24 protein-coding genes are annotated in these 24,692 nt (G+C 68.8%); 4 read left to right on the forward strand and 20 right to left on the reverse strand.

The window, feature by feature from the left end; all coding sequences use genetic code 11:
• Nucleotides 1-33: 33 nt before the first annotated feature.
• Nucleotides 34-978: a ferritin-like domain-containing protein gene (locus BLW75_RS11730; RefSeq protein WP_034322560.1), complete on the reverse strand. Its 945-nt coding sequence runs from the start codon at nucleotides 976-978 to the stop codon at nucleotides 34-36.
• A gap of 674 nt (nucleotides 979-1,652) precedes the next feature.
• Nucleotides 1,653-2,897, reverse strand: a complete 1,245-nt coding sequence (locus BLW75_RS11735; protein ID WP_034322581.1) for an aspartate aminotransferase type Ic — start codon at nucleotides 2,895-2,897, stop codon at nucleotides 1,653-1,655.
• A gap of 190 nt (nucleotides 2,898-3,087) precedes the next feature.
• Between BLW75_RS11735 and BLW75_RS11740 the strand changes: the two genes are divergently transcribed.
• Nucleotides 3,088-3,597 carry a hypothetical protein gene (locus BLW75_RS11740; protein ID WP_091599716.1) on the forward strand — a complete coding sequence of 170 codons (510 nt, stop codon included), beginning with the start codon at nucleotides 3,088-3,090 and terminating at the stop codon, nucleotides 3,595-3,597.
• On the opposite strand, the gene BLW75_RS11745 is transcribed toward BLW75_RS11740, so the two are convergent.
• The 13 genes from BLW75_RS11745 to BLW75_RS11805 all read right to left on the reverse strand — a co-directional run bounded on the left by BLW75_RS11745 (nucleotide 3,598) and on the right by BLW75_RS11805 (nucleotide 15,373).
• Entirely contained in the window at nucleotides 3,598-4,092 is a 495-nt protein-coding gene (locus tag BLW75_RS11745) for a hypothetical protein (protein WP_034322588.1), read from the reverse strand. It abuts the gene before it with no gap.
• Nucleotides 4,089-4,577, reverse strand: a complete 489-nt coding sequence (locus tag BLW75_RS11750; protein WP_034322591.1) for a hypothetical protein — start codon at nucleotides 4,575-4,577, stop codon at nucleotides 4,089-4,091. The genes BLW75_RS11745 and BLW75_RS11750 overlap by 4 nt, the downstream gene beginning before the upstream one ends.
• Nucleotides 4,577-5,812: an MCE family protein gene (locus BLW75_RS11755; protein WP_034322594.1), complete on the reverse strand. Its 1,236-nt coding sequence runs from the start codon at nucleotides 5,810-5,812 to the stop codon at nucleotides 4,577-4,579. Before BLW75_RS11755 ends, BLW75_RS11750 begins: the two co-directional genes overlap by 1 nt.
• A complete protein-coding gene (locus BLW75_RS11760; protein WP_034322597.1) occupies nucleotides 5,809-7,014 on the reverse strand; it encodes an MCE family protein in 1,206 nt (401 codons plus the stop codon). Before BLW75_RS11760 ends, BLW75_RS11755 begins: the two co-directional genes overlap by 4 nt.
• Nucleotides 7,011-8,192 carry an MCE family protein gene (locus tag BLW75_RS11765; protein WP_034322601.1) on the reverse strand — a complete coding sequence of 394 codons (1,182 nt, stop codon included), beginning with the start codon at nucleotides 8,190-8,192 and terminating at the stop codon, nucleotides 7,011-7,013. Before BLW75_RS11765 ends, BLW75_RS11760 begins: the two co-directional genes overlap by 4 nt.
• Nucleotides 8,189-9,220, reverse strand: coding sequence for an MCE family protein (locus BLW75_RS11770; RefSeq protein ID WP_034322720.1), 1,032 nt, complete (start codon nucleotides 9,218-9,220; stop codon nucleotides 8,189-8,191). The genes BLW75_RS11765 and BLW75_RS11770 overlap by 4 nt, the downstream gene beginning before the upstream one ends.
• Nucleotides 9,217-10,254, reverse strand: coding sequence for an MCE family protein (locus BLW75_RS11775; protein WP_034322605.1), 1,038 nt, complete (start codon nucleotides 10,252-10,254; stop codon nucleotides 9,217-9,219). Before BLW75_RS11775 ends, BLW75_RS11770 begins: the two co-directional genes overlap by 4 nt.
• Nucleotides 10,255-10,393: 139 nt before the next feature.
• Nucleotides 10,394-11,710, reverse strand: coding sequence for an MCE family protein (locus tag BLW75_RS11780; RefSeq protein WP_034322610.1), 1,317 nt, complete (start codon nucleotides 11,708-11,710; stop codon nucleotides 10,394-10,396).
• Nucleotides 11,707-12,555, reverse strand: coding sequence for an MlaE family ABC transporter permease (locus BLW75_RS11785; protein ID WP_034322613.1), 849 nt, complete (start codon nucleotides 12,553-12,555; stop codon nucleotides 11,707-11,709). Before BLW75_RS11785 ends, BLW75_RS11780 begins: the two co-directional genes overlap by 4 nt.
• Before the next feature lies 1 nt (nucleotide 12,556).
• Nucleotides 12,557-13,342, reverse strand: coding sequence for an MlaE family ABC transporter permease (locus BLW75_RS11790; RefSeq protein ID WP_091597335.1), 786 nt, complete (start codon nucleotides 13,340-13,342; stop codon nucleotides 12,557-12,559).
• Between the two features lie 91 nt (nucleotides 13,343-13,433).
• Complete coding sequence (locus tag BLW75_RS11795) at nucleotides 13,434-14,195, reverse strand: glucose 1-dehydrogenase (RefSeq protein WP_034322618.1); 762 nt, start codon at nucleotides 14,193-14,195, stop codon at nucleotides 13,434-13,436.
• Nucleotides 14,196-14,211: 16 nt separating this feature from the next.
• Nucleotides 14,212-15,096: a 3-oxoacyl-ACP reductase gene (locus tag BLW75_RS11800; protein ID WP_034322621.1), complete on the reverse strand. Its 885-nt coding sequence runs from the start codon at nucleotides 15,094-15,096 to the stop codon at nucleotides 14,212-14,214.
• 85 nt (nucleotides 15,097-15,181) lie between these two features.
• Nucleotides 15,182-15,373 carry a ferredoxin gene (locus tag BLW75_RS11805; protein ID WP_007033756.1) on the reverse strand — a complete coding sequence of 64 codons (192 nt, stop codon included), beginning with the start codon at nucleotides 15,371-15,373 and terminating at the stop codon, nucleotides 15,182-15,184.
• 102 nt (nucleotides 15,374-15,475) lie between these two features.
• Between BLW75_RS11805 and BLW75_RS11810 the strand changes: the two genes are divergently transcribed.
• From BLW75_RS11810 to BLW75_RS11820, 3 genes are read left to right on the forward strand one after another with little or no spacing between them, the layout of a single operon-like run.
• Complete coding sequence (locus BLW75_RS11810) at nucleotides 15,476-16,657, forward strand: acyl-CoA dehydrogenase family protein (protein WP_034322624.1); 1,182 nt, start codon at nucleotides 15,476-15,478, stop codon at nucleotides 16,655-16,657.
• 9 nt (nucleotides 16,658-16,666) lie between these two features.
• Complete coding sequence (locus tag BLW75_RS11815) at nucleotides 16,667-17,740, forward strand: acyl-CoA dehydrogenase family protein (RefSeq protein ID WP_034322627.1); 1,074 nt, start codon at nucleotides 16,667-16,669, stop codon at nucleotides 17,738-17,740.
• A complete protein-coding gene (locus tag BLW75_RS11820; protein ID WP_034322629.1) occupies nucleotides 17,737-19,248 on the forward strand; it encodes a long-chain-fatty-acid--CoA ligase in 1,512 nt (503 codons plus the stop codon). Before BLW75_RS11815 ends, BLW75_RS11820 begins: the two co-directional genes overlap by 4 nt.
• A gap of 370 nt (nucleotides 19,249-19,618) precedes the next feature.
• On the opposite strand, the gene BLW75_RS11825 is transcribed toward BLW75_RS11820, so the two are convergent.
• From BLW75_RS11825 to BLW75_RS11845, 5 genes are all read right to left on the reverse strand, one after another.
• The gene (locus tag BLW75_RS11825; protein ID WP_158005430.1) at nucleotides 19,619-20,164 is read right to left on the reverse strand and encodes a helix-turn-helix transcriptional regulator; all 546 of its coding nucleotides are present in this window, start codon (nucleotides 20,162-20,164) and stop codon (nucleotides 19,619-19,621) included.
• A 237-nt stretch (nucleotides 20,165-20,401) separates the two neighbouring features.
• Nucleotides 20,402-22,168, reverse strand: a complete 1,767-nt coding sequence (locus tag BLW75_RS11830) for an ABC transporter ATP-binding protein (RefSeq protein ID WP_034322632.1) — start codon at nucleotides 22,166-22,168, stop codon at nucleotides 20,402-20,404.
• The gene (locus BLW75_RS11835) at nucleotides 22,165-22,596 is read right to left on the reverse strand and encodes a lasso peptide biosynthesis B2 protein (RefSeq protein WP_034322635.1); all 432 of its coding nucleotides are present in this window, start codon (nucleotides 22,594-22,596) and stop codon (nucleotides 22,165-22,167) included. Before BLW75_RS11835 ends, BLW75_RS11830 begins: the two co-directional genes overlap by 4 nt.
• Nucleotides 22,593-22,850, reverse strand: coding sequence for a lasso peptide biosynthesis PqqD family chaperone (locus tag BLW75_RS11840; RefSeq protein ID WP_034322637.1), 258 nt, complete (start codon nucleotides 22,848-22,850; stop codon nucleotides 22,593-22,595). The genes BLW75_RS11835 and BLW75_RS11840 overlap by 4 nt, the downstream gene beginning before the upstream one ends.
• Nucleotides 22,847-24,691 (reverse strand): lasso peptide isopeptide bond-forming cyclase, encoded by a 1,845-nt coding sequence (locus BLW75_RS11845; protein WP_034322640.1) that lies wholly within the window; start codon nucleotides 24,689-24,691, stop codon nucleotides 22,847-22,849. The genes BLW75_RS11840 and BLW75_RS11845 overlap by 4 nt, the downstream gene beginning before the upstream one ends.
• Between the last annotated feature and the right edge of the window lies 1 nt (nucleotide 24,692).

Genomic DNA, 24,692 nt, shown 5'->3' on the forward strand with positions numbered 1-24,692 from the left:
AAACGGCGACACGACAGAGCGGTCAGCGGGGGGTCACGCGCCGCCGCTGGCGACGATGTCGCCGTTGACCCCCTTGGGGAAGAACCCGCCCTCCTTCACCGGGCCGGGGTTCAGGTAGACGACGTTCAGCACCCGGTCGGCGCCGCGGCCGAAGCAGATGCCGTTGTTGTCGGCCGGCACGATGTTGGCCTGGTTGCCGAGCAGGATGCCCTGGTCGTCGTCGCCGGGGCCGTCGAGGGTGTCGCGGGCGTTGGAGATCTTGGCCGCCGCGTCGCCGAGGCCGCGGTCGAACAGCGAGGTCCGGATGGTGGCGGCGTGGTAGGCCTCGGCGGCCAGAATGCCCGCGGCCGCGTCCAGGAACGTCTTGTTGGTGATCAGCGGCGCGGCACCCTTGTAGGCCGTCACGCCGACGTCCTCGAACAGGAACGCCGCCAGCAGGAAGTTCTTCTCGTTGGCGAACGGGTCGAACTGCTGGTACTCGCTGAGTAGCCCGGCCGCCCGGGCCGCGGCGGTGAAACTGTTCTTCAGGTCGATCTCGGGCCGCGACACCGCGGCCTCGCCCAGCGCGCCGCGCAGGAACTTGACGTGCGCGACCTCGTCGCCCGCGATCTCCTTCGCGAACTGGTGCAGCGTCTTGTCGTGGAACATCACCTTCTTGCCGCCGACGACGCCACCCTGGGCGCCCACACCGCCGGTGAGGTCGTCCGGCAGCCCGCGGCCGTGGACGGCGAAGGAGTAGAACTCGGCTTCGAGGTACTCCAGGTTGAGCGCGAAGTTGAGCACGGCGGCGTCGCTGGGTGCGCCTGCAGCGGCGGCGTCACCCGTCGCGGAGGCGGACGAAGTGGCCTGCACGCCGAGATAGGTCGCGCCGACCACACCGAGCCCCGCCGCGCCCGCGGCCTTCAGGAACCGGCGGCGATCCGTGCGGTTCTCGGCGCTGCGCGAGATCAAGGTACGAACGAAGGGCTTTCCGAACACGAGTGGTTCCTCTCGTCTTTGCGGTGCACACCCACCCACTCGGACGTTCGGAACCACCCGTGCCCCGGATTGGAAAGATCTCGGAAGCCGCGCGAGGGTGGCCGTCACCCGTGATCAGAGAGACGACACGCGTGATCAGACGGACGACACGCGTGTCCGGGCGGACGGCTCTGGCATGGCGCCGGCCGCGCGCGTGTCGTCCGTCCAGTCACGCGTGCCGTCCGTCCAGTCACGCGTGCCGTCCGTCCAGTCACGCGTGCCGTCCGTCCAGTCACGCGTGCCGTCCGTCCAGTCACGCGTGCCGTCCGCCCAGTCACGCGTGTCGTCCGTTTAGTCACGCGTGTCGTCCGTCCAATCACGCACGACCTCCGGGACGGCACCGGTGATCACCTGCGCGCTGCCCCGCGCCCTTCTGCCTGGATCTCGAACTGCGGCGTATCGCGTGCCCGGTTTGGGCGTTTCGCGCGGGGGTCGTGAGTGTTTTGTGTCGTTCTAACGACACAAAACACTCACGACCCCCATGAGAACCGGACATCATGCCGTCAAACGGGCACACAATCGCTGAGGAATGTCCTTAATGGACACTTCGCACGGGTGTCCAGGATGGCCATCTCATCGCGAAAACGGCCTCCTAGACCGGGGTTCGATCACGCCATTTCCGGCTTACCCCTCGATTACTTCTTCGTCGCCGCGGCAAGGCGGACGCAGACGGCGAGACCGCGGATGGCCTCTTCGACTTCGGCCAGCTCAGGGTACGTCGGCGCGATGCGGATGACGGCGTCGTCGGGGTCGTCGCCGTACGGGTGGGTCGCGCCGGCCGGGGTCAGGGCGATCCCCGCCTCCTTGGCCAGCCGCACGACCTCCTTGGCGGTCCCGGACGGCACGGTCAGCGAGATGAAGTACCCGCCGGTCGGCTTGGTCCAGGACGCGAGGCCCGATTCGCCCAGTTCCTTGGTCAGGATCTCGTCGACGGCCGCGAACTTCGGCCCGATGAGCTCGGCGTGCTTGCGCATGTGTTCCCGGACGCCGTCCTCGTCACGCAGGAACTGCGCGTGGCGGAGCTGGTTGACCTTGTCCGGGCCGATGGTCCGCTTGCCGATGAGGCCGGTCCACCAGGCCAGGTTCGCCTCGGAGGCGCCGAAGAAGCCGACACCGCCACCCGCGTAGGTGACCTTCGAGGTGGAGCCGAAGACGAACACACGGTCGGCGTTGCCCGCCTCGGTGGCCAGCGCGAGCAGGTCCGCCAGCCGCGCCTCTTCGTCGGTGAGGTGGTGCACGGCGTAGGCGTTGTCCCAGAAGATCCGGAAGTCCGGGGCGGCCGTGGTCATCGTCGCCAGGCGGCGCACGGTGTCGTCGCTGTAGGTGACGCCGGTCGGGTTGCTGTACTTCGGCACGCACCAGATGCCCTTGACCGCGGCGTCTTCGGCGACGAGACGTTCGACGACCTCCATGGCCGGGCCGGTCTCGGTCAGCGGCACCTGGATCAGCTCGATCCCGAAGCGCTCGGCCAGCGCGAAGTGGCGGTCGTAGCCCGGCACGGGGCACAGGAACTTGACGCTCGGCTCGTCGGCCCAGCGGCGCTCGGCACCCGGGAGCTTGCTGAGGAAGGCCTGCACGATCGAGTCGTGCATGAGCTCCAGGCTGGAGTTGCCCGCGGCCAGCAACTGCTCCGCCGGGACCTGCAGCGGCCCGGCGAAGATCCGGCGGAGCTCGGGCAGGCCCTTGAGGCCGCCGTAGTTCCGGACGTCCGTGCCGTCTTCGGCCTTGCGCACGTCTCCGGGGAGGGCGAGCAGCCCGTCGGCGAGGTCCAGCTGGCGAGGGGACGGCTTGCCGCGGGTGATGTCCAGGGAGAGGCCACGGTCGACGAGGGCCGCGTAGTCGCGGCGGGCGCTCTCGACATCGACAGGTGCAGTGGTCATGCCTAACGCTAAACCCGGGGGCGGTCCGGCGTGAGACGAGGGTGGCCTACGCCTCACGCACACAAGATCCCATAACGGTTGCGGTGCGTTTTCCAGTATTCGTAACGAGGACAAGTCCTCTAGTGACCCAGGCGTTTTTCCAGCATTCTCGGTATTACGAACGAAAAGGCGAGAAACGAGGGGCATGGAAATGAGAGCGAAGAACTGGGCGGCAGTGACGATAATGGCCGCGGGCGGGGTGGCCGCGTGCGCCGTACCGAATCAGGGAACGGCGACACCTGTCGTCGCGCTGGCCGCTCCCACGAGCACGATCGTGGTACAACCACCGGTGGTCGCGGCCCCGCCGCAGACGATCTACGCGGCACCTCCCACGACGCAGACGATCCATACCGCACCCGTGCCCGCGTTCCCGGTGGCGCAGACGGTGATCTCCTACTACGACGCGATCAACCGGGGCGATTTCTCCACCGCGTGGAACCTCGGCGGGAAAAAGCTCGCCAAAGGCGGCACTCTCGCCTCCTACGCCAAGGGATACGCGACGACTTCGTGGGTCGCTCTCACCGTGACGAGCGTGAGCGGGAACACCGTGTATGTCGACCTTTCGGCCCGGCAGACCGACGGTTCGCTCCGTACTTTTTCCGGTTCCTACACCGTTTCCGGCGGCGTGATCACCGGCGCGAACATGAAACGCCTCTCCTGATCACAGCGGAGTCAGCCGGGAGATCTTCCACCGGCCGTCGACGCGCTGCGCGGTGACCGAAAGCTGCGAGACCGTCGACTGCGGCGCGCCGCCACCGGCGGTCATCGTCTGCTGGTCGAGGAACAGCAGAACCTCGGCCTGGTCCCCGCGCAGGGACCGGACACCCAGCGACCGGACCGTCGTCGTCCGCACGAGCTTCTGGTCCTCGGCCCGTTTCCGCGCCGAGGCGAACTGGTCCCGGTACTGCCCGGTCGCCTCGCCGGTCAGCACCTCGCCCGCGGCCCGCTCGGTGCGCGCGAGGTTGCTGTAGTCGTAGGAGAAGACGGCCTTCACCCCGGCGCCGACCTGGTCCGCGACCTCGGCCGTGGCGGCCTGGTCCACCAGCGCCGCATTGCCGTCCGAGCCCAGCGAGGACGCCTGGAGGCCGAACCACACCGCGCAGCCGGTGGCCACCACGATGATCGCGAGCAGGATCCGCGGGACGCGTCCGGTCATGATCCCGCCGCCTGTACCGCACTGACCTTCCAGCCGTCCGCGACGCGCTGGTAGTCCACGGTCAGCCTGCTCATCTTGGGCGCGGCCGAGCCGCCACCGGTGCTGACCCGCACGTCCAGCACGGCCATCAGCCGCGCCGTCCCGGCCGTGGCGTCGAGTTCGGTGACCGCGGCCTGTTTGAGGTCGGCGGTGGCGACGGTCTTGCTCGCGGTCGCCCGGTCGATCTGAATCTGCCGGTCGCCGGTGAGGTCCTTGCCGAGCCGTCCCGTGGTGACGCCGAGCCAGCGGTCGACGTCCTGGGCGCCGCTGCGGTAGTCGATCGTGTTGAGCACTTCGAGCTGGCCGGACGCGGCGGCCAGAACGGCTTCGCGTTCCCGGCCCCTCGCCAGGCCGTCGTCCCGGGCGGCGCTCCACCACGACCAGCCGAACCACGCGGCCGCGAGGACCGCCAGCGCGGCGACGACGGTGAGGGCACGGGTGAGCACTACTTGCCGCCCAGCAACGCGCCGAGTCCGCCGGGGGCGGAGCCCGTGAGCAGGCTCAGCACACCCGGCAGCTGAGCGGATTCCGCCGCCTGCGGGGTCTGCTTCGGCCGCTCCGGGACCGCGGGCGGCTTCCCTGCGTACGGAGCGTTCTGCGAACCACGGACGCCGGTGGGGCTTCCCGGCGGCTCGGCGCAGTACGCCTGGGTGTTCACCGGTGCCTCGGTGGTGTCGTTGGCGGGGCGCTGTTTCGTGCCTTCGTAGCCCTTCGTGCACGAGACCGGGTCGAAGAAGTTGAACACCACGCCCAGGTGACCGGTGCCGTCCGGCGACGTCGAACGCGAGAACGCCGAGATGATCGGATACGCGACGAGCAGTTCCTCGATGGCGTCGGTGCGGGCGGAGGTGATCTGGGCGGTCGTGAGCGTGTTCGCGAACAGCACCCCGAGGTCGGTCCCGGAGACCGCGAGCACGTCGCTGATCTGGCGGCTCAGTTTCGGTGCCTCGTCGATCACGCGCCGCAGATCCGGGTCCGACGTCTTCAGCTGCGCGGCGATCGTCTTGAGCCCGCTGGAGAACTGGGTGATGTTGTCCGCCTGCCGCCGTTGGGTGTCCAGCACCGTCCGCGAGTTCGCGAGCAGGCCCTGGGTGTCGGGCAGGTACTGGGTCGCGGTCGCGGTGAGGGAACCGGTGCTGTTCAGCAGCTGCCGCAGATCCGGGCCAGCGTTCGCGAAGGCCTCGTAGGTCTCGTCGACGACGGTCTTCAACGATTCCGGCTTCACACTCGACACCAGCTTGTCCAAATTGGACAGCACGGTGTCCGGCGCGAGCGGGATCGACGTCTTGTCGCGCTTGATGACCGATCCCTCGGCCAGGTACGGCCCGTTTTCGTGCATGGGCAGCAGATCGACGTACTGCTCCCCCACCGCCGACCGGTTCGCGACCGCGGCCTTGGTGTCCGCGGGGATCTTCGGCGCCCCCGAATCGATGTCGAGGCCGAGGTCGATGCCGTGTTCGGTGAGCGTCATCGACGCGACCTTGCCCACCGCGACACCGCGGTAGGAGACCTCGGCGTTGACGAAGATCCCGCCGGAGTCCACGAGCTGAGCGGTGACGAGGTAGCCGCGGGTGCCGAAGAGCCGGTCCAGCCCGGCGTACTTGCCGCCCGCGTAGACGACCGAAACCACCGCGATGACGACGAACGCCGCCAGCTGGATCCTGGTCTTGCGCGTGATCACCGGCCACCTCCGAGCAGCGGCCCGAGGATCCCGCCCAGCACGCCGCCGAGCACGTCCCCTTGCGGTGCCTGCGGCGTCTGCGGAAGATCACCGGTGGGCAAGGGCAGCACCGGCGGCGCGGCACCGTTGTTGAACGGGATCGCGCCGGGGGTACCGGTCCCCTGGGTACCGGGCAGCTGGATGATCGGCTGCGACGAGTTGTTCATGTTCTCCAGGAACGTGTCCAGTTTCAGGTCGATCTTCGCTTCGACGTTCGCGTAGTCGCCCTTGATCACGTTGCCCGCGTAGTCCGGGAACGGGTACGTGAGCAGGATCCGCAGCGCCGTCGGCAGATCTTGGCCCGCCTCGGCCAGCTTCTGCAACGTCGGCTGCAACGCGCGGAGGTTCGCGACCAGCGTGTCCTTGCTCGCCTTGATGGTTTCGGTCGCGACCCCGGACAGCGTGTTCAGCGACTGCAGCATGCCGACGAGCTGATCCCGCTGCTCGGTCACGACCTTGAGCCCCGGCGAGAGGTTGTCTAGCGCGTTCGTGAGGTTCTGCGTCTGGCCGACGAGGGTCTTGGACAGCTTGTCGAGGCCGTCGATGGCGCGCAGGATCTCGCCCTTGTGCCCGTCGAGTTCGGTGGCCAGCTTGTCCACTTGGGACAGCAGGGAGCGGACCTCGGCCTCGTTGCCGGTGAGCGCTTCGTTGAGTTCGTGACTGATCTTCTGGATCTGCTCGACGCCGCCGCCGTTGAGCAGCAGGGAAAGCGCGCCGAGGACCTCCTCGACCTCGGGGTTGCGATTCGTGCGGTCCAGCGGGATCTTCGCGCCCTCCGCGAGCGCTCCTTCGGGTTTCTCGGGGGCGTGCAGGTCGACGAACTTCTCCCCGAGCAGGCTCGACTGCCGCAGCTCGGCACGCGCGTTCGCGGGCAACGCGATGTCGCCGTTGACGACCATGCTCACCCACGCCGAACGCGTGTCCGGCGCGAGGTCGATCTTCTCGACCCGGCCCACCGGGACGTCGTTGACCTTCACACTCGCCTGCGGCACCAGGTCGAGGACGTCGGAGAACTGCGCGGAAAGCCGGTACGGGTGGTCGCCGAGATCCGCGCCGCCCGGCAACGGTGTGTTGTACAGCCCCGAGAAACCGCCGTCACCGCAGCCGGCGAGCACGAGAACGCCCGCCAGCACTCCCGCGATCTTCTGCCGTTGCCGCCTCATTTCGGAAGCCCCTTCGTCATGACGTCGACGAGCGGGAGCGGCAGCGGTGGCAACTCACCGCTTTGCAGTGAGGCCAGCACCTGCGGGACCGACGGGAGTTTCAGCGTGCCGTCGAGAACGGGTGCGAGCTGTTTGCAGATGTTGCCCAGCGCGTCCGGGATCGGTTTCGGCGTGCTCGCGCTGATCAGGCGGCACACGGTCAGGATCGGCGGATGCGTCAGCTCGTTCAGGTTGTCCCGCACCGCGATCGTGCCGGACGCGGCGTCGTAGGAGTTGATGAAGTTGGTCGCCCCGGTCGGCGCGATGTCGATCACCTCGGCGAGCGAGGCCCGCTGATCCACGAGCACCTTCGTCAGCCCGGCGAGCTTGTCCACATTGGACGAGAGGAGATCCTTGTTCTCCGCGACGAACTTTTCGACGTCGCCCATCGCCGTCGCCAGGGAGGTCAGCGCGGCGCCCACGTCGGCGGAATCCGCGGCCAGGAAGCCGCTCACGTCCGCGGCCCGGCGATAGAACTCGTTGAGCTGCTTGTCGCTCTCGGCCAGTGCCCCGGTGAAGGAGTTCAGGTTCTGCACCGTGGTGAACAGGTCGCCTTTGGAGCTGTCCAGCGTCTTGGCCAGCTCGGACAGCCGCGTCACCGTGGTGTTGAGGTTCTTGCCGTTGCCGTCGAGGTTCGCGGCCGCGGTGTCGAGCACGTCGGACAGCGCGCCGTTCTTGTTGGCGCCGTTGGGTCCCAAGCTGGTCGAGAGCTTGTCCAGGCTGGTGTAGAGGTCGTCGAGTTCGGCAGGCGTCGCCGTCTTCTCCTTCGCGATCACCGTGTCCGAGGCCATTTCGGGGCCGCTCTCGTACGCCGGAGTCAGCTGGACGTACCGGTCGCTGACCAGGCTCGGCGCGACCACGACGGCACCCGCGTCGGCCGGGATCGGGGTGTCGCCGTCGATCCGCATGTCGACCCGGACCGCCTCGCCCTGCGGCGTGACCCCGGTGATCTCCCCGACCTTCACCCCGAGCACCCGGACCGAGGAGCCCGCGTAGAGCCCGACGGTCTTCCCGAAGTAGGCGCTGATCCGGGTCCCGCCGGGTTCTTTGAACACCAGCCAAAGCCCGGCGGTCACGACCAGCACCAGGACGCAGGCGAACGCGACCCGGTGGTAGAGCGTGCGGGTCCGGGTGCTCATCGTCCGCCCACCCCCTGGTTCGGCGCCGCGATCGGCGGGGTGCAGCCCTCCGGGTTGACCTGGAACGCGCCCGCGATGATCGTCGGCGGCAGCAACCCGCACAGGTATCCCTCGAACCAGCGCCCGTTGCCGGTCGCGTTGGCGCCGACGCGGGCGAACGGCGCCATCAGCGCGAGGCTGCGGCTGAGGTTGTCCTGGTTGCGCTGCAGGATGTCGGTGACCTTGCCGAGTTTCTCCAGTGTCGGCTTCAGCTGCTGCCGGTTGTCGGCGACGAGACCGGACAGCTGTGCCGAGACCTGTTGCGTGCCCTTGAGCAAGGTGCTGATCGCGTCCTTCCGGTTCTGCAGCTCGGCGAGCAGGAGGTTGCCGTCGTCGAGGATCCGTTTCAGCTGCGCGTTGCGGTCGGACAGTGTCTTGGACACCTTGCTCGTATTGGCCAGCAACGTCTTCAGGTCACCGTCGCGTGAGGACACCGTCTTGGACAAGGACGAAAGCCCGCTCAACGCGTCCTTCAGGTATTGCGGGCTGTCTTTGAGCGCGTCGGAGAGGACGGTGAAACTCGACGCCAGCTGCGCGGTATCGATCTCGCCGACCGTGCCCGACAGCTCCTGGAACGCGTCCTGCAGCTCGAACGGCGTCCGCGTGCGGTCGAGCCCGATGGTGGTGTTCGGGTCCTGGTTCGCCTTGCCCTTCGGGGTGAGCGCGAGGAACTTCTCGCCGAGCAGCGTCTTGATCTCGATCGACGCGGCGGTCGCGTCGCCGACCCGGACATCCTTGACCCGGAACTTCACCAGCACCTTCTTGCCCGCCAGCTCCACCGAGCTGACCTGGCCGACCTTGACGCCGGCGACCTGGACCTCGTTGTCCGGTGCCAGCCCCGCGGACTCGCCGAAGTACGCGGAGTACGTCGTCCCGCTGCCGAACAACGGGATCCGGTCGGAGAAGTACGTCGTCACCGTGATCAGCACGATCAGGATGAGTGTCACGCCGCCGACCACGGCCTGGTTGCGTTCCTTGAGCGGTTTCACGGCCCGCACCTCTCTGGTCGCTGCGTGCCGGGCAGCGGCGTGATCGGCAGTTCGATGTCGAGTGATTTGATGCCGATGCTGCCGGAGATCCCGCACAGGTAGTAGTTGAACCAGCTGCCGTAGCTCAGCGTCCTGGTGAACTTCTGCAGGTTGCCCGGCAGCACCTGCAGGAGATGCTCGAGCAGCTGTTCCGAGTCGCCGAGGTTCTGCGACAGCGCGCCGAGCTGGACGACGTCGTCTTTGAGCGCGGGCCGCGCGTCGGCGAGCAGGCCGGTGGTGGCGACGGTGAGGTCGCCCAGCGCCTTGACCGCCTCCCCGATCGGCTGCCGCTGCTCGGCGAGCCCGGTGACCAGCCGCTGGGTCTGGTCGATCAGCTCGCCCAGCTCGGGCGAGCGTTTCTCGACCGTGCCGAGCACCGTGTTGAGGTTCGCGATGACGTCACCGATGATCTTGTCCTTGCCCGCGATGGCCGACGTGACCGACGCGGTGTGTGCGAGCAGGCTGGTGATCGTGCCGCCCTCGCCCTGGAAGACCTGGATGATCTCGTAGGAGAGTTTGTTGACGTCCTCGGGGTTCAGCGCGCGGAAGAGCGGTTTGAACCCGTTGAACAGCACGGTCAGGTTGAGCGCCGGTTTGGTGCGCTCGGGCGGGATGACCCCGCCGCGCGGCAACGACTTCTCGTCGCCGATGTCCGTGCCGAGCGAGAGATACCGCTGGCCGACCAGGTTGCGGTACTTGATCGTCGCGGTGACCGACGCGGGCAGCCGATGCGAGGTCTGGACGTCGAAATGGACCTGGGCGAAGTTCTTCTCGCCTTCTTCGACCTCGATCTTGCCGACCTGGCCGACCTTCACGCCGACGATGCGGACGTCGTCGCCCTCCTTGAGCCCGGACGCGTCGGTGAACTTGGCCGTGTAGCCGGCGGTGTCGCCGAAGTTGGTGTTCGCGATGGTGGCGCCGAGGACCGCGGTGAGCAGCACGGTCACCACGGCGAAGACGAGGATCTTGACCAGATCCGGGACGAAGGACCTCATCGGGTGTCCCTCCCACCGGCCGCGTCCCGGGGGCTGAAGGACGCTTTCATCGCATGCGACGCGGTGAAAGCTCCCTTCGCTGCGTGGCATGCGGTGAAGGACGCTTTCAGCCCGCCCTGGCCCGATGTCGCCTGAGTACTCATCGCAGTTCCACCTCCACCCCGCGGTACAGCGGCCCCACCAGCAGGCTCCCCCAGTTCGGCACTTGGTCCGGGGTCGTGCCCATGGCCGGCGACACGAGCAGGTCGATCAGCCGCTGTTCGTCCGGCGTGTTCACCACCGAACCACCCGCGCTCCCGCCAGAGGGCAGGGTGCCGTCGGGGTCGCGCGGCGGCGCGGGTTTCGAGGACCCGTCGTCGATGGCGCCGTCCGGCGGGTACTGCGGCCAGCGGCCTGGCGGCGGCACTTCCGGGTAGCACCGAGGGCCGCGTTTGTCGTTGTACTTCGGCTCGTCGACGCCGGGGAGGTACTTGCCACGGCTCGGCGTGAACTCGATCGTCACCCGGCTGACCTCGGGATGCGCGGTGCCCTTGCCGAACGCGAGTTCCGCGCGCGGCACCGATCCGGCGAGCTGTTTGAGCAGGCAAGGGTACTCCGGCGCGTACTTCGCGAGAACGTCCAAAGTGGGCTGAAGGTTGGTGGTGAGGCGGATCAGGTTGTCCTGATTCACCTTCAGGAAACTCGTCAGGTCGATCGAGGCCGCGGTCACCGTCGAGTACACGTCGACGAGCCCGCGCTGGCTCTCGACCAGGGTCTTGCTCGTGGTGGTCAGATCCGAAAGCGCGGCCAGCAGATCCGGTGCGGCCTTGTCGTAGATCTTGGCGGCGTCGGCGATCCCGGTGATGTCGGCCTTCAGGTCGGGCAGCGACGGGTTCACCTTGCCGAGGTAGTCCGAAAGCCCCGCCATCGTCGCGCCGAGCTGTTTGCCCTGACCGTCCAAAGCGGACGCGACGGCGTTGAGCGTGCTGGCCATCTTCTCCGGCTGGACGGCCTGCAGCAGCGGCATCACGTTGCCGAGCACGGTTTCCAGCTCGATCGCGCTGCTGCTGCGGTCCTGCGGGATGACGTCGCCCTCGGCGATGTGCCGCTCCGGCTTCTCGGGTATCTGCAGAGCGACATACCGTTCGCCGAACAACGTCTTCGGCAGCAGCCGCGCCGACACGTTGGACGGGATGACCGACGTCTTGTCCGGCTGCAGCGCCAGTTCCATCGTCGCGCGATCGCCGTGCGCCTGGATCGTCCGGACCTCGCCGACGACCATTCCGCGCACCTTCACGTCCGCGCCCTCGCGCATCTGGTTGCCGATGCGGTCGGTCTCCAGTTTCACCAGGGTCACCGTGGTGAAGGCCTTCTGGTAGAAGGCGATGGTGGTGACGAAGAACAGCACGACCACCACGAGGAAGACCAGGCCCAGCACCTGATGCCGGAGCCGCCGCAGCAGAATCCTCCTGTTCACCCGGAAATCCTCACCGTCGTCGTGGCGCCCCAGATCGCGAGGCTGAGGAAGAAGTCGAGGACCGAGATCAGCACGATCGACGTCCGCACCGCGCGGCCGACCGCGACACCGACCCCGGCGGGCCCACCGCTGGCGGTGTAGCCGTAATAGCAATGCGAAAGGATCACGAGCACGCTGAAGATGATCACCTTGAGGAACGACCAGAGCACGTCTTCAGGCGGCAGGAACAGCGTGAAGTAATGGTCGTAGGTGCCCGCGGACTGGCCGTAGAGCCAGATGGTGATCTGCCGCGAGGCGAGGTACGACGAAAGCAGGCCGACGGCGTAGAGCGGGATGACCGCGGTGACGCCGGCGATCACCCGTGTCGTCACGAGATACGGCAGGCTCGGCACGCCCATCACTTCGAGCGCGTCGATCTCCTCCGAGATCTTCATCGCGCCGAGTTGCGCGGTGAACCCGCAACCGACGGTGGCCGAAAGCGCGAGCCCGGCCGAAAGCGGCGCGACCTCACGGGTGTTGAAGTACGCCGAGATGAACCCCGTGAGCGCGGCGGTACCGAGCTGGTTCAGCGCGGAGTAGCCCTGCAGGCCGACGATGAGACCGGTGAACAGCGTCATGCCGATCATCACGCCGAGCGTCCCGCCGATCACCGCGAGCGCGCCGGTGCCGAAGCTGACCTCGGTCAGCAGGCGGAAGATCTCGCGGCCGTAGCGCCGGATCGTGCGCGGGGTCCAGGCCAGCGCGCGGAAGTAGAACGACAGCTGGCCGCCGAAGCCTTCCAGCATCGCGCCGGGACGCGCGATGATTTCGAGCGTCCGGTCCGAAACTGCGGGTTCGCCTGCCATGTCACATCGCCTTCGGCGGCACGATCCGCAGGTAGATCGCGGTCAGCACGACGTTGATCAGGAACAGCAGCAGGAATGTGATGACCACGGCCTGGTTCACCGCGTCGCCGACGCCCTTCGGCCCGCCCGCCGGGTTCAGCCCGCGGAACGCCGCGACCACCCCGGCGACGAAACCGTAGAGGAGCGCCTTGATCTCGCTGATCCACAGATCCGGCACCTGCGCGAGCGCGTTGAAGCTGGCGAGGTACGCGCCGGGGGTGCCGCCCTGCATGACGACGTTGAAGAAGTAGCCGCCGAGTACGCCGACGACGCTGACCAAACCGTTCAGCAGCACGGAAACCACGATCGCGGCGAGCACGCGGGGCACGATCAGGCGCTGGATCGGGTTGACCCCGAGGACTTCCATCGCGTCGATCTCTTCGCGGATCTTGCGGGCGCCGATGTCGGCGCAGACCGCGCTGCCGCCCGCGCCCGCCACCAGCAGCGCGGTGATCAGCGGGCTCGCCTGCTGCACGATCGCGAGCGCGCTCGCCGCGCCGGTGAACGACTGCGCGCCGATCTGCTGCGTCAGCGAGCCCAGCTGCAAGGCGATGACGGCGCCGAACGGGATCGCCACCAGCGCCGTCGGCAGGATGGTGACGCTGGCGAAGAACCAGCACTGCTGGATCCATTCGCGGAACTGGAACGGGCGTTTGAAGATCGCGCGCAGGACTTCCCACGACAGGGTCGCGAGCCTGCCGACCTGGATGAGCGCACCCGTACCCGGGACGGACACCGATGCGTTCACAGAACCTCCCAGTAGCCTGCCCCGAGTCTTACTCCACCTGTCAACGCCCCAGTGCGTTAGCGGTGTTCACTTTGCTCTCGGCACCTCCGCGTCAAAACTTGAGCGCGTGCGTCGCGGTCGCCCCGCCGTCCGCGACGAACTCCGCGCCCGTGCTGTACGAACTTTCGTCACTGGCCAGGAACAGAACGAGTTTCGCGATGTCCTCCGGCTGCCCGACACGGCCCAAGGCGACCTTCTTGCCCACCCACGACATGTCGACTTTCTGCCCGCCGGCGGCGGCCGCGACCATCGGGGTGTCGATCGCGCCGGGATGGACCGAATTGACCCGGATGTTCTTCGCGCCGAGTTCGAGCGCGGCGACCTTGGTCATGCCGCGGATCGCGAACTTGCTCGCGGTGTAGGCGACGAGGAACGGCATCCCGGCGAGCCCTTCGACTGAGGACACGTTGACGATGGAGCCGCCTCCGGCCCCGGTCATCGGTTCAACGACCGAACGCATCCCGAGAAACGCCCCGATCTGGTTGACCCGGATGACGCGTTCGTAGTCGGCGAGCGTGGTCTTGCCGAGTTCCGAGAAGTGCAGGATGCCCGCGTTGTTGACCAGCACGGTCGGCGGGCCGAACTCCGAGACGGTGCGCTCGATCGCGGCGTCCCATTCGGCCTCGTCACCGACGTCGAGATGCTGGTAGACCGCGGATTCACCCAAATCGGCGGCGAGTTTCTTGCCGTCGAGGTCGTTGATGTCGGCGATCACCACGCGCGCGCCCTCGGCGACGAACAGCCGCGCGGCCGCCTCGCCCTGCCCGCGGGCGCCGCCGGTGATCAGCGCTACCTTGCCGTCGAGCCTGCCCATCGTCATCTCCTCCGATTCACGGCAGCGACATGATCTCGGACGCGGAGAACATCCGTTCCGGGTCGCGGTCGGCGAAGTAGCCGCCCACGCTGGTGGCGAGTTCGTCGGCGGTCCAGGTGCCGTTGACGGTGTCGAACCGCTGTTCCACCGACGGCGGCCGCATCAGCGCGACCATCCCGCCGTAGACGAGGAACACCTGGCCGTTGACGCGATCGGCCTCGGGCGAGCAGAGGAAGGACACGAACGGCGCGACGTGGTCGACCGACAGCGGGTCGATCCCTTCCGGCGCGTCGGCCCCGAAGACCCCTTCGGTCATCGCCGTGCGGGCGCGCGGGCAGATCGCGTTGGCGCGGACGCCGTACCGCGAAAGGCCGCGTGCGGTGGAGACGGTGAGTGCGGCGATGCCCGCCTTGGCCGCGCCGTAGTTCGGCTGGCCGGGCGCGCCGAGCAGGAACGACTCCGACGCGGTGTTGACCACCCGGCCGTACACCGGCGCCGCGTCCACTTTGGACTTGTCGCGCCAGTACGCCCCGGCGTTGCGCGAAAGCAGGAAATGCCCGCGCAGATGGACCCCGAGTACGGTGTCCCAGTCGTCGTCGGACATCGAGAACAGCATCCGGTCGCGCAGCACGCCCGCGTTGTTGACCACGACGTGCAGCCCGCCGAAGTGGTCGACGGCGGCGGTGAGCAGCGCGTCCGCGGTCGCGGACTCCGACACGTCGCCGGTGACCGCGACGGCCTTGCCGCCCTCGGCCTCGATCTCGTCGGCCACCGTCTGCGCCGCGGCCGACACGTCGTTGACCACCACCGACGCTCCCGCGGCGGCCAGCGCCAGCGCCTCGGCCCGGCCGAGTCCCGCGCCGGCCCCGGTCACGATGGCCGTCTTGCCGTCCAAACCCACTCCGGGCCTCCCGCCTTTCACCGCACAGCCTCTCCGCACACAGTAGAATCTGTTCTTGCTCGATGCAAGCAGCAAATAAACGGTGCTAACCACGTATGAGCAGGGCGTTTTTCGGGCAGCTCGCCACGGCTTGAGTAACACGTTCTACTTGGTTTTGCGGAACTTCCGCCGACGCGAGGACAAGCTCCTCGTCGTCGTCGAGATCGAAGACCTCGGGCGCGAAGCCGACACAGATCGCGTTCGCCTCACAGAGCGAGCGATCGACGTCGATCTCCATATTCCCTCCTCGCCGCCACACTGGTACAACTAGAACAGGTTCTACCTTACCGCCGCGAGCGGCCATGGCACCAGTAACGAGCACCGACGGCAGAGGTGACGGATGCGGATCGACTACACGCCGGAGCAGCGGGCGCTGGCGGCGGAACTCAGGGAGTACTTCGCCGGGCTGATGACCCCCGAACGCCGTGAAGCCCTGGCCGGTGACGGTGGCGAGTACGGTGACGGCCTGGTGTACAAGGAAATCGTCCGCGATCTCGGTAGCGCGGGCTGGCTCGCGATCGGCTGGCCCCGCGAGTACGGCGGACAGGACCGGTCGATGCTCGACCAGCTCGTCTTCACCGACGAAGCGGCCGCGGCGGGGGTGCCCGTCCCGTTCCTCACGGTGAACACCGTCGGGCCGACCATCATGCGCTATGGCACCGAAGAACAGAAGGCGTTCTACCTGCCGAAGATCGCCGCCGGCGAGCTGCACTTCGCGATCGGCTACTCCGAGCCGGGCGCGGGCACCGACCTGGCGTCCCTGCGCACCCGCGCGGTCCGCGACGGCGACGACTACGTCATCAACGGCCAGAAGATGTGGACGAGCCTGATCGAGTACGCCGACTACGTCTGGCTGGCCGCCCGCACCGACCCCGACGCCCGCAAGCACAAGGGCCTGAGCATGCTGATCGTGCCGACCTCGGCCCCCGGCTTCTCCTGGACGAAGGTGCACACGGTCGCCGGGCCGGGTACGAGCGCGACCTACTACGACGACGTGCGCGTGCCGGTGACCTCCCGGGTCGCCGGGGAGAACGAGGGCTGGCCGCTCATCACGAACCAGCTCAACCACGAACGTGTCGCGCTGACCTCGGCCGCCCCGATCCAGACGTCGCTGCGCGAGGTACGGAGCTGGGCGCAGACGACGAAACTGCCCGACGGCTCCCGCGTCATCGACCAGCCGTGGGTGCGGCTGCATCTGGCGCGGATCCACACCCACGCCGAGTACCTCAAACTGCGGAACTGGCGGATCGCCTGGGCGGCCGCGAGCGGCGACCTCGGCCCGGCGGAGGCGTCGGCGACGAAGGTGTTCGGCACGGAGTTCGCGACCGAGGCGTACCGGCTGATGATGGAGATCCTCGGCGCGGGCGCCGTGGTCCGAGAGGGCTCCCCCGGCGCCCAGTTGCGCGGCCGGATCGAACGGCTGCACCGGTCTTCGCTGATCCTCACCTTCGGCGGCGGGACCAACGAGATCCAGCGGGACATGATCGCCGCGACCGCCCTCGGCCTGCCCGTCACGCGCTAGGAGACATCCATGGACTTCACGCTCACCGAAGCGCAGCAGGATCTCGCTTCGCTCACGCGCCGGATCCTGACGGACAAGGTCACCCCCGATATGCTGGGGCCCCACGGGTCCGGCGGATTCGACGCTCCACTGTGGACCTCCCTGGCGCAGGCAGGGGTCCTCGACGCCGCGCTTCCTCAGTCGGTCGGTGGTGGCGGGTTCGGGCTGCTGGAGCAGTGTTCCGTACTGGCCGAGATCGGCCGCGCGGTCGCGCCCGTGCCCTATCTGACGTCGGTCGTCCTCGGCGCCGCGGCCGTTGCCGAATTCGGGGACGGGAGGCTTGCCGAGCGCTGGGTCGTCCCGGTGCTACGCGGCGACCAGGTCCTCGCGGTGGCGCTGCCGGACTACGGCGTGCCGTGCGGGTTCACCGCCGAGGCCGACGGCGACGGCTGGCGGCTGACCGGCGCGCAGACCGCGGTGGCGTCGGGCGCTTTCGCGCACGGGTTCCTCGTCGAAGCCGCCATCGACGGCGGCCGTCGAGTGTTCCTGCTCGACCGGGACACCGTGACGGTCTCGCCACAGCGGACCGTCGACCACGCCGACGCGGCGCTCGTCGAACTGTCCGGCGCGAAGGCCGCCACGTCCTTGGGCGACATCGGCGAATGGCTGCGGCTGAGGGGCACGATCGGTGTCTGCGCACAGCAACTCGGCGTGGTCGAACGAGCGCTGGAGCTGACCGCGGCGTACGCGCGGGAGCGCAAGCAGTTCGGTCACCTCATCGGGAGTTTCCAGGCGGTGCGGCAGCGGCTCGCCGACGCCTACGTCGACGTCGAAGCTGTCCGGCTGACGCTGTGGCAGGCCGCCTGGCGGCTCAGCGAAGGGCTTCCGGCGGCCGAAGAGGCCGCGACGGCGAAGTTCTGGACGGCCGAGGCCGGGCACCGGGTCGCGCACACGGCCGTGCACGTCCACGGCGGGGTCGGCATCGACGTCGACCACACGCTGCATCGCTATTTCGTCGCGGCGAAACGGCTCGAGTTCACCTTGGGCGGGGCGACCGCGCAGCTGCGGGGCCTCGGCGACCTGCTGGCCGCGGACCCGGCATGACCCCCACGGTCACGGAACTCCTGCTCGCGCGGGCGGAGGACCGCTCGACCGGCCTGCTGTTCGAAGACCGGCGCTGGACCTGGGCCGAACACGTCCGAGCCTGCGCCGGGCACGCCGCCGCGCTCACCGGCATCCTGCGGCCCGGCGGGCACTTCGGGCTGCTGGCGGACAACGTCCCCGAGTTCTCGTTCCTGCTCGGCGGCGCGGCGCTGTCGGGACACGTGCTGGTCGGCCTGAACCCCACACGGCGGGGCGCGGCGCTGGCCCGCGACGTCGCACTGGCCGACTGCGAGCTGGTGTTCGCCGAGGAGAAGTACCTTTCGTTCCTGTCCGAGGCGGATGTCCCGGTGCTGCCCCTGAGCGATCTCGAACCCGCGCGGGAGGCTGTCGTCCCCGTGGCCGCGAAGCCCGAAGACCTGCTGATGCTGATCTTCACCTCGGGCACCAGCGGCGACCCGAAGGCCGTCCGGTGCACGCACGGCAAGATCACCTACCCCGGCGAGATGCTGGCCACCCGATTCGGTCTGTCCACAGAGGACACTGTGTACGTGTCGATGCCGATGTTCCACTCCAACGCCATCATGGCCGGCTGGTCGGTCGGGCTCGCGGCAGGCGCGGGGATCGCGTTGCGGCGGCGGTTCTCGGCGTCCGGTTTCCTGCCGGACGTACGGCAGTTCGGGGCGACGTACGCCAACTACGTCGGCAAGCCACTGTCCTATGTGCTCACCACTCCCGAACGGGACGACGACGCCGACAATCCACTGAAACTGGTCTACGGCAACGAAGGCGCGGAAGCCGACCTCGCCGCTTTCGGCAAGCGTTTCGGCTGCCACGTGGTCGACGCCTTCGGTTCGACCGAGGGCGGCGTGAACTTCGGCAGGGACGCCACCACCCCGGCCGGCTCGCTCGGCCGGCTGCTCGACGGCGTCGCCGTCCTCGACCCGGAAACCGGGAAGCCCTGTCCCCCGGCGAAGTTCGACGAAGGCGGGAAGCTGCTCAACGCGGCCGAGGCGGTCGGCGAACTGGTCAACACCGGCGGGCCCGGATTCTTCGCCGGGTACTACGGTGACCCGGCGGCCGAGGCCGAGCGGATGCGTGACGGGATGTACCACACCGGCGACCTGGCCTACCTCGACGCGGACGGCTACTGCTACTTCGCCGGACGGCTCGGCGACTGGCTCCGCGTCGACGGCGAGAACCTCGGCACCGCCCCGATCGAACGCGCGCTCCTGCGGCATCCCGCCGTCCGCGAGGCGGCCGTGTACGGGATACCGGATCCGCGGGTGGGCGACCAGGTGATGGCCGCGCTGGCCTGCCGGTCATCGATCGACCCGGACGAGTTCGCCGCTTTCGTGGTGGCGCAGGGCGATCTCGGGCCGAAACAGTGGCCACGGTTCGTGCGGGTGGTCGAGGAACTGCCGCGGACGGCGACGCACAAAGTGCTCAAGCGGGAGTTGGCGACGGAGGGGACCTCGGGAGCCTGGGAGGTGCGGTACCGGACGTCGTGAGCGGTTGTGATCGACTCGCTGCCATGAAGGTCCCTTTGCTTACCCTCAAAGTAGGGAAGGAGGCCTTCACCACCCGCGCCCATGAGCAGGTCTCGACGGCTCTATGCGCGGACCCGGAGGGAGTCGTGGGGTGAGTCGAAAATGATCGTGCCGCGCAGGGCGCCTTCACCGACTTCGCGATGAGATGGCCGCGCCGGACGGCAGGGTTTGAGACTGACTTGCGGGCCGACGCCGGTGCGAAGTCGTCCGTTTCTCGCGTGGGTCGTGAGTGGTAAGTGTCGTTAGAACGACACTTACCACTCACGACCCCGAACTCCCCAAGCCGGGCACCTGCCTTCGGAGAAGTGTCTCTTGTGGACGCGAGGCCGGACTAGACGCGTTTGGTCACGCGGCCGAGACGGAAACCCAAGGCCATCCGCGAAGTGGTGCCGAACCGATCGTGCAACTCGGACACGATCGTGCGCACGGTCCTGCTGCTCAGGCCGAGGCGGTTGGCGACCTGATGATCCGTGGCTCCCTCCACCAGCAGGTCCGCGACCTGCCGCTGCCGTCCCTTGAGACAGGCGCCCCGGCCGGGCCCGCCACCGAGCGGCCGCGATTCCGACCAGAGGACCCCGAAGAACTGGCCGCAGGGACCGACGAGCGGGGGACGCAGCACCAGCGCGCCCGCGTGCAGGCTCAGCTCGTCGAGCGGCACGACCGCGTACCGGGCGTCGAAGACCAGCATGTGCCGCAGCACTCCGCCGTACACCCTGATTTCGGTCTGCCTGGCTTTTTCGTGGTGCCGCACCAGCTCACCGCCCGCCAGCCGCGAGTCGACCACCAGCCGCCTGCGGCCGGGGCTGAAGAGCATCGACTCCAGCAGCGCCGGGTCGCAGACGCCCGCCCGGCTGCCGTTGGAAAGAATTCCGGACACGAGTTTGGTGGTTTCACAAAAACGATCGATACGTCTGAGCGTATCGCACCGTCCCGACAGCACCTCCACGAATTCCATTCGCCGAGTCATGGGGCCATCGGCCAGTCGGTTGTAGATCATCTGAGCATCATCACCACCATCCGAATACCCCATCCGACATTCCCAGCGACCTATTCTCAAGAGCACTCGGAGGATGCGACAGGGCCATCCGGGGGATGAGATGTCCACAATCGGGGATTATCCGGCGGAAGCCGCTTCGGCAGGCCGGCTTCCGGTGGACCGGTCCTCGGACAACTGATTCTCGACGAGCCGCCGGTACAACGGGCAGGACACGGTGAGCTCGTCGTGCGTGCCGTCTCCGGCGATCCTGCCCTCGTCGAGCACCAGTATCCGGCCGGCCCGGCGGACGGTGGCCAGCCGGTGCGCGATGATCAGCAGCGCGCATTCACGTCCGGCCCGCTCCAGCGCCATGGTCAGCGCGAACTCGTTGATCTGGTCGAGATGCGCACTCGGCTCGTCGAGAAGCAGCAGGTCAGGCCGCGTGAGCAGGGCGCGGGCGATGGCGACCCGCTGCCGCTCTCCGCCGGAGAGCATGTTCCCGCGTTCACCGACCTGGGTGTCGAGCCCGTCGGGCAGGCCGGCGACGAGCCCGGCGAGATTGACCGTTTCCAGCACCCGCGCGAGGTCCTCCGCATCGGCGTCCGGCGCCGCGTACAGAAGGTTTTCCCGCAGGGTGCCGTGCAGGATGGGCACGTTCTGGTCAACCAGTGCCAGCCGGGAACGACAGTCGGAAAGTGACATTCCGTTCAGGTCGGCGCCATTCAGCAGTACCGTTCCGGAAAAGGGCTGATAAAAACGCTCGGCCAGTGAGAAAACTGTCGACTTTCCCGCCCCCGACTTTCCGACCAACGCCACGCTCGTCCGCGGTTCGACCCGGAACGAAACGCCGTCCAGCACCGTCCTTTTCCCGTAGGAGAATCGGACCTCGCGAAATTCCAGCACCGGCGCGGACCGCACGGGGAGTATCGGCGAGCGGGGCACCGTGTCGCTTTCGACGGGCAAGAGAGACGCCTCGTGCACCCGCTGCAGCGCGCCCATGCCGCGCTGGACGAGGCCGATTCCCTGGAGCAGGGAGATGAGCGGCACCACCAGGTAGGTCGCGTACAACAGGAACGCCACCAGCTCGCCCAGCGAGGTCGCGTTCGCCGCCACCCGCGCCCCGCCGATGAGCAGCACCAGCAGAAGCGAGCCGCGGATGGCCAGTTCGACGGCCGGGGTCATCACCGAGGTCAGCTTCGCCGCCTGCACCCCCGCGGCGAAGGCCGACTCCGCCCGCTCGCCGATCCGCCGCTCCTCTCGCGGCTCCGCCCGGTTCGCGCGCACCATCCGGATCGCGCCCAGCGCGCGTTCGAGGTCCGCGGCCATCTCGCCAACGCCGCGTTGCGTGCGCTCGCCCGCCTCGCGGAGCCTGCCGAGCAACGCCGCCACCACGACGGCGGCGACCGACACGGTCGCCGCCACCAGGCCGAACAGCACCGGGTCGAGCAGCAGCATCAGCACCGCAGTGCCCAGTCCCGTCAACCCGCCCGCGACGAGCTGCACCGACGCGGTCGACACCACGTCGCGCAGCACGGTGGTGTCGACGCTGAGCCGGGAGATCAGGTCGCCGAGCCGATGGTCCTCGTAGGCGGGCATCCGCAGCCGCAGCAGGCGCGCGATCAGCCGCTTGCGCACGCTGAGCACCACGCGTTCCCCCGACCGCTCCAGCATGAACAAGCCGAGCCCGTCCACGGCGGCCTGGACGAGGAAAAGCCCGGCTATGCCCGCGATGAACCACCAGGAGAGCGGCCGCGTGCCCACCGAGTCGATCCCGTGCCGGACCAGCAGCGGCTGGAGCATCCCCAGCCCGGACGCCGCCACGGTGAGCACGATGGCCAGCGTCAGCACCCTCCGGTGGCCCGCGGTCAGCCGCAGCAGATCCCGGAAGCCCGCCCGATCGCTCATCGGACCCGATCCGGCGGCCCGACCGCGACGAGCCTCGCGAAATACCCGGCGGAGACCCCTTCGCCGACCGGCTGCCCGTCCACCTCGACCCAGGCGTGCGCGCCGAACGGCGGCCGCGCCCGGACGCCGACGCACCACGTCGGCCAAACACCACGCAGCCTGCACAGCAGCGCCACCGCCAACGACCTTGGCAGACAGCCCTTCGGGCCGAGACAGGCCAGGCTGACCGCGAGTACCGCCTCCCTCGCGGCCTCCGCCTGCTCACAGGTGGCGGGCCGGGCGCCGCGGCGGAGTACGCCGAAGACCACCCGGATCCGCTGGGGCGGCAGCATCGCGATCAGCCTGGCCACGGCGACCGCCAGCCGCGCGGCGAGCCGCCGCGCGAACGGCAGTGACCGCGACCTGCTGAGCGCGCTCGGGGTGGTCACGGCGTCACCAGGCCAGCCGCGCGCAGACCCTCCACCAGCGCGGTCACGTCCTGCTCGGCACGCTCACGCGAAACGTCGTACTCCTCGATGAGCGCGCCGGCCGCTTCTTCGCTGTCACCGCCTTCCAGCAGCGTCCGCACGACGATCCGGCCGCTCGGGTTGAGCTGGAAATACCGGCCCTTGCGCTCGTCGAGCAGCACTGACCCGTAGTCTGTGTCCACAATGGACACGTTGGGACGGAACGCGAGGCTCATTTCTCCTCCAGAGAGAGCAAGGGCTTCGAGAGCGTGCGCAGCCATACCTCGCAGCCGATGGTCGGATACAGGATGCCGTCGCGAAGCTCCGGCGTTTCGGGACGCGATGCCAAGGCGCCCAAGCGATTCCGGTCGACGAGGCCGAGCTCGGCCAGCCGCGAGTCCGCCCACAGCTCACGCAGGTCGCCCCGGCTGGCCCGCAGGCCCGCCGCGGCGTCCATCGACGCCTGCGCCTTGCTGGTGCGGGCCAGGCATTCGCCGGGAACCACGCCGCGCATGGCTTCGGTGAGCACCGGTTTGTACGCCCACGGCGTCACCCGGTCGTCCGGCCGGATCGACAGGCAGGCCTCGATCACCCGGTCGTCGAGGAAGGGCGACTGGATCGGCAGCCCGGCCCGCGCGCTCATCTGCTCCCATTGCCGGATGATCCGCGTGCAGGACAGGATCTGCTCAAGGTCCGCGTGCTCGCCCCTGGTCCTGCCGAGCGGCTCCGCGGTGAGCGCCGCGTCGCGGATCTCCGCGCTCGCCAGCTCTTTCGCCTCCGGCGTCGCCCAGTCGAACAAGCGGGGCGGAGTACTCCAGCCCAGCGCAGCGGTCACCGGTGCGGTCTTCGCCGCTCGGACGTCGGCCGCGGTGTCCGAGAGCCACCGGCGGTACGAACGGGAATCCGCGAGCGCGCGGACCATGCCACCGAGCGGCCAGGTGAACAGCGCGCGGAAACCCCGGAGCGCGCCCAGTGCGAACAACGGGCGTCGCCGCAGAATCGTGTGATAGTGCGCTTCCGAGCACCAAGCGACGTGATCGCCGCCGATGCCGGTCAGCCGGACCCGGCTGCCCTTGGCCGCCAGCGGCGCCAGATCGCTGAGCAGCCTGGCCCTGTCCATCATCCCGATGGTCGGTTCGTCGAGCGGATCGTCGATTTCGAGCAGACCCGCATAGACCAGCGGAGACGCGGCGACGTCCCACACCACATGCTCGACCTCGGGCAGATGCGCCGCCGCGCGCGCCGCCCAGGCGAGGTCGTCGTCGGCCGGGTCGAGGCCCGGCCAGGTGCTCGCCACGATCTTCGCGTCGCCGCGTGCGGCGAGGAAGGTCACCGAGGTCGAGTCCAGGCCACCGGAAAGATCGCAGGCGACCACGCCACCGGCGGCCGTGCGCGCGTCCACCGCGGCGGTGAGCGCTTCCCGCACCAGCGGCGCGCCTTCCGCGAGCGAGCGTTCCGGGCGCGGCGGATCCCACCACCGCACCGTGCGGGCGGCGAGGCCGTCCGGCGCGAGCATCAGCGCGCTGCCCGGCTCCACCCCGTGCACCCCACGCCACATCGGCTTGTGCAGCAACGGATGCGGGACCGGGAACAGCAGCCGGACCGCGAGCGTCCGCTCGTCGATGTCCGCGCCGGCCGCGTGGGCGAGGATGTCCGCGCGGTCGGCCGCGATCACCACGCCGCCGATCCTGGTGTGGTGGACCAGCCGCAGCCCGGACGCGGTGCCCTGCACCCGGCAGTGCCCGTCCACTGAGGCCACCAGGTGGAAACTGCCCGGCAGTTTCGCCGCCAGCGCGTCGAGTCCGCCGGGATCGCGCAGCCGCGCGGCCGCGGCGGTCAGCTCCTTCTCGGTGACCGGGCACCAGCCGATCACCGCCAGCCTGGTCCGCCCCGCCGAAGCCACGACGATCCCGTCATCCGGCCACCGGCCGGTCAGCCACGGCCGCCCCGACGCGTGGGCGAGCGTCCGGGACCCAGGTGCGTGCAACCGCGGGGCCACGGCGAGAGCGGCTTCGTGGTCGGGAAAGACCGCGAAGTACTCCTCGCCGTGACCCAGCGTGTCAGTGACTTGACGCATC

The sequence above is a fragment of the Amycolatopsis lurida genome (assembly GCF_900105055.1).
Classification (GTDB): Bacteria; Actinomycetota; Actinomycetes; order Mycobacteriales; family Pseudonocardiaceae; genus Amycolatopsis; species Amycolatopsis lurida.

What these genes read in the sequence shown, in the direction of transcription:
- BLW75_RS11840 (WP_034322637.1), bottom strand. Translation starts at nt 22,850, where the DNA reads ATGAGCCTCGCGTTCCGTCCCAACGTGTCCATTGTGGACACAGACTAC.
- BLW75_RS11830 (WP_034322632.1), bottom strand. Translation starts at nt 22,168, where the DNA reads ATGAGCGATCGGGCGGGCTTCCGGGATCTGCTGCGGCTGACCGCGGGC.
- BLW75_RS11795 (WP_034322618.1), bottom strand. Translation starts at nt 14,195, where the DNA reads ATGGGCAGGCTCGACGGCAAGGTAGCGCTGATCACCGGCGGCGCCCGC.
- BLW75_RS11765 (WP_034322601.1), bottom strand. Translation starts at nt 8,192, where the DNA reads ATGAGCACCCGGACCCGCACGCTCTACCACCGGGTCGCGTTCGCCTGC.
- BLW75_RS11785 (WP_034322613.1), bottom strand. Translation starts at nt 12,555, where the DNA reads ATGGCAGGCGAACCCGCAGTTTCGGACCGGACGCTCGAAATCATCGCG.
- BLW75_RS11845 (WP_034322640.1), bottom strand. Translation starts at nt 24,691, where the DNA reads ATGCGTCAAGTCACTGACACGCTGGGTCACGGCGAGGAGTACTTCGCG.
- BLW75_RS11805 (WP_007033756.1), bottom strand. Translation starts at nt 15,373, where the DNA reads ATGGAGATCGACGTCGATCGCTCGCTCTGTGAGGCGAACGCGATCTGT.
- BLW75_RS11740 (WP_091599716.1), top strand. Translation starts at nt 3,088, where the DNA reads ATGAGAGCGAAGAACTGGGCGGCAGTGACGATAATGGCCGCGGGCGGG.
- BLW75_RS11810 (WP_034322624.1), top strand. Translation starts at nt 15,476, where the DNA reads ATGCGGATCGACTACACGCCGGAGCAGCGGGCGCTGGCGGCGGAACTC.
- BLW75_RS11735 (WP_034322581.1), bottom strand. Translation starts at nt 2,897, where the DNA reads ATGACCACTGCACCTGTCGATGTCGAGAGCGCCCGCCGCGACTACGCG.
- BLW75_RS11775 (WP_034322605.1), bottom strand. Translation starts at nt 10,254, where the DNA reads ATGAGGTCCTTCGTCCCGGATCTGGTCAAGATCCTCGTCTTCGCCGTG.
- BLW75_RS11815 (WP_034322627.1), top strand. Translation starts at nt 16,667, where the DNA reads ATGGACTTCACGCTCACCGAAGCGCAGCAGGATCTCGCTTCGCTCACG.
- BLW75_RS11745 (WP_034322588.1), bottom strand. Translation starts at nt 4,092, where the DNA reads ATGACCGGACGCGTCCCGCGGATCCTGCTCGCGATCATCGTGGTGGCC.
- BLW75_RS11820 (WP_034322629.1), top strand. Translation starts at nt 17,737, where the DNA reads ATGACCCCCACGGTCACGGAACTCCTGCTCGCGCGGGCGGAGGACCGC.
- BLW75_RS11760 (WP_034322597.1), bottom strand. Translation starts at nt 7,014, where the DNA reads ATGAGGCGGCAACGGCAGAAGATCGCGGGAGTGCTGGCGGGCGTTCTC.